At 70.3% G+C, this 2615-nt stretch carries 3 protein-coding genes; all 3 read left to right on the top strand.

The features are described 5' to 3' along the window. The first annotated feature begins 193 nt into the window (after positions 1-193). A complete protein-coding gene (locus tag ACFXGX_RS35730) occupies positions 194-1384 on the top strand; it encodes an MFS transporter (RefSeq protein ID WP_384800090.1) in 1191 nt (396 codons plus the stop codon). A 465-nt stretch (positions 1385-1849) separates the two neighbouring features. Then, positions 1850-1990, top strand: coding sequence for a hypothetical protein (locus ACFXGX_RS35725; RefSeq protein WP_384800087.1), 141 nt, complete (start codon positions 1850-1852; stop codon positions 1988-1990). A gap of 332 nt (positions 1991-2322) precedes the next feature. Continuing rightward, a complete protein-coding gene (locus ACFXGX_RS35720; RefSeq protein ID WP_384800084.1) occupies positions 2323-2448 on the top strand; it encodes a hypothetical protein in 126 nt (41 codons plus the stop codon). Positions 2449-2615: the final 167 nt, after the last annotated feature.

Raw genomic sequence — 2615 nt, 5'->3', positions numbered from 1 at the left:
CCACCACGGGAGGGCGGACCGCGCTCTGTTCCCTCACTGCCCACACATGACGAGCATGACGAGCCCCCGGACGGCCGAAGACCACCCATGGCCGCCTCCGACTCCTCGCGCTCCTCGCGCTCCTCGCGCTCCTCGCGCTCCGAGGCGGCACGTCGGGCCGGATCGCGGCGGTCACGACGTTACTGTCGGCGGCATGGACGGTGATCGCCGAGGGTGGCGCCAGTGTTTGCTCAGCGGTGCGGTGTTCGCGGTCTGCATGGCCGGCACCACGCTGCCCACCCCGCTCTACGGCCTCTACCAGGAGAAGTTCGGATTCTCCGAGCTGACCGTCACCGTCGTGTACGCCGTGTACGCCTTCGGGGTCATGGGCGTGCTGCTGCTCGCGGGCAACGCGTCGGACACGGTGGGCCGGCGTCCGGTGCTCCTGTGGGGCCTCGGCTTCGCTGCGGCGAGCGCCGTCTGCTTCCTGGCCGCGACCGGGCTCGGCTGGCTGTACGTGGGGCGGCTGATGTCGGGCCTGTCCGCGGGCCTGTTCACCGGAGCCGCCACCGCCTACGTGATGGAGCTGGCACCGCCGGGCGGCGGTGCCCGGGCCACCTTCGTCGCCACGGCCGCCAACATGGGCGGACTCGGCTGCGGTCCGCTGATCGCGGGTCTCCTCGCGCAGTACGCCCCCTGGCCGCTGTACCTGCCGTTCGCCGTCCACCTCGCCCTGGTGGCACTCTCCGCCGCCGTGGTCCTGTGGCTCCCGGAGACCGTCCGCGAACGCCGCCCGCTGAAAACCGTACGACCGCAGCGGCCCGGACTGCCCCCGCAGGTCCGGCCGGTGTTCACGCCACCCGCGATCGCCGCGTTCGTGGGGTTCGCCCTGTTCGGGGTGTTCACCTCCGTCAGCCCCGCGTTCCTCGCCGAGTCCCTGGACGTGACCAACCACGCGGTGAGCGGATTGGTCGTCGCCCTCGCCTTCTTCGCCTCGACCGCCGGACAGCTCGCCGTCGGCCGGGTCGGCGTGGGACGGTCCCTGCCCCTGGGCTGCGCCGCACTCCTCGTCGGTCTCGCCCTGCTCGCGGGCGCGCTGCGCTGGGACCTGTTGGTCCTGGTGGTGCTGAGCGCGATCGTCGGCGGAGCCGGTCAGGGCCTCGCGTTCCGCGGCGCCCTGACCACCGTCGCCCAGGCCTCGCCCGAACATCAGCGAGCGGCGGTGATCTCCACCCTGTTCGTGGTCGCGTACGCGGGCATCTCGGTGCCGGTGATCGGAGTGGGCGTGCTGGTGGGCCCCATCGGCCTGGAGGGCGCCGGGCTCGTGTTCATCGCGTGCATGGCCGTACTGGTGTCGGTCGCGGGCGTCTACCTCCTCCGGCGGCCGGCTCCCAGGTCGCGTTGACGGTGGCTGGAGCGCTCTGACGTGTGACTGGATTCGCGATGCCGGAGGTGCTTTGCCGACTGTCCCTCCGCCTTGTGGATCAAGGGCGTCGGCCAGGCGGGCGTGTTCGAGGTGACGCCTCCGTCGGGGGACCGGAACGGCATCGAGTGGTCACTGGACGGGACGACCTGGACGAAGGTGGCCACCAGCGGCACCACCCTGGTCAACCATCGGCAACCTCACCCGCAACATCGACGGCCCCTCCGGCGACCTCGCCGCTGTCAGCACGGCCACCGGTGGCACGGTCCCGGAACTCGCCGACCTCCACGGTGACATCACCCTCCAGCTCCCCCTCGACACCACGCTCGCCCCGACCGTCCTGGACGCCGACGAGTACGGGAACCCCGTGCCGGGCAGCGGCCCGCACGCTACGGCCGGCTCGGCGCCAAGGCCCGCTCCACCGGGACTCCCACCGGTCTCACCCTCGTGGGACCCCGGCTCTACAACCTAGCCACCGGCCGTTCCCTGTCCGTGGACCCCGTCCCCGGCGGCAGCGCCATCGCCTACGACTACTGCGTCGCCGATCCCGTCAACTGCTATGACATCAATGGGCAATGGCCGCATTGACGCCGCTATTGGCTTCGCGCACGCCACCGGGCCGTCCACCGCATGAGGCGCCACCGCGCTTTCCATATCCTGCATGTGGCGGTGCACCGCGTGTATCACCATCACTACGTCAGAGCCTGCACTGTATGGGGCGGCAGCGCGGCGGGGCCGGTCATGAACCATGGCTGGTGGGGTGGAGAATTCTCCGCAGGCCCGTCCGCGCTGACTTTCGGCTTCGGCTGTGCGGGCGGAATGGCAGGATACGCGTGGAACTGAAGTCAGAGGTGACAGAAGTGAGTTCCCGGGACCACAAGCCCGACCGTCTCGGGGCTGTCATCGCTTCCATCGCGAGCGTGAGCAGCCTGTACGTTGCTCACCTCGTGGCGCCCGAGCTGTCGCTCGGTCTCCTGCTCGTGCCGGGGATTCTCGTCGGTACGGCTGTCGCGATAGCGATACGCAAACCGAGGAAGCAGGACTGACGGATCTATTCAAGTAACCTTTGTGGCATGCCGATCGGCGACTGCAGGGGGCGCACCCCATGAGGTGACGAGCGGCCTCCGGCGGATTCCTCATCCGCCGGGGGCCGCACAAAGTCCCCGCGGCCCTGGTTGTTGGGGGTTTGGGGCGCGACCGGCGTCTCGGGTCC

The organism is Streptomyces sp. NPDC059371, from assembly GCF_042751995.1.
GTDB lineage: Bacteria > Actinomycetota > Actinomycetes > Streptomycetales > Streptomycetaceae > Streptomyces.
Note: the sequence above shows the minus strand (reverse complement) of the source record. Positions and strands in the feature narration are given on the sequence as shown.